The following is a 639-nucleotide window of genomic DNA, read 5'->3' as shown; positions in this document are numbered from 1 at the left end:
ATCGGCACCGCCGAGCGCGGCGCCGACCGCGGCGATCCTGCCATCCACCACCGCGACGTCGCCGATAGCGTCCATCCCGCTCGCGGGATCCACCACCCGGCCGCCAGAGATCACCAAGCCGCTCATGCCAAAACTCCTCCGCGCTGAATTCGCATTGAGGCAGATTCCGGCAGCAACGACCACCTCCACCGATGCCGACGCATCATGCATATTGCTGCGCCGCTGTTGCGAGGCCGCCGCAATGCAATGCAGTCTCGGGTTGCAATCCGGCCGATGCCGAGTTATTGGATGCGCGCAATTCGTTTTGGAGGCGACCATGTCTACGACAGCACGCTTCCCGGGTTCGACGCACGATATTTGATGCGTCCCCCCGGGATCGATTCCCGGGTGAAATCTCAAGACCCATATCAAATCGAATCTGCCGCGGCCCGTTGGCCCGCGATCGAGACTCTATTGTCATGACATCCAATCTTCTGCTGGCCCCCCGTCAGGTGGCCGGGCGTTCCGACCTGCTCGAACGCAGGCTTCGGCGCTATCATCCGCGCTTCCAGGGCGCGGTGCGCGCCCTGGCCTTGCGGCACTCGCGCCTTGCGGACCTTGCCGCAAGCTTTCCCGCGCTGCTCTTCGCGCTGGCCTTTC

The 639-nt window shown here is 64.0% G+C and carries 2 pseudogenes; one reads left to right on the top strand and one right to left on the bottom strand.

Going from position 1 to position 639, the window contains the following annotated elements:
- Positions 1–210, bottom strand: a pseudogene (locus tag MOV75_RS40950) (hypothetical protein); the annotation flags it as partial.
- 248 nt (positions 211–458) lie between these two features.
- Here MOV75_RS40950 and MOV75_RS40945 point away from each other — a divergent pair.
- Positions 459–639: pseudogene (locus MOV75_RS40945) on the top strand (hypothetical protein); the annotation flags it as partial.

Source organism: Bradyrhizobium sp. PRIMUS42 (genome assembly GCF_023006515.1).
Lineage (GTDB): Bacteria > Pseudomonadota > Alphaproteobacteria > Rhizobiales > Xanthobacteraceae > Bradyrhizobium.
This window is presented reverse-complemented; position numbering and strand designations above follow the sequence as displayed.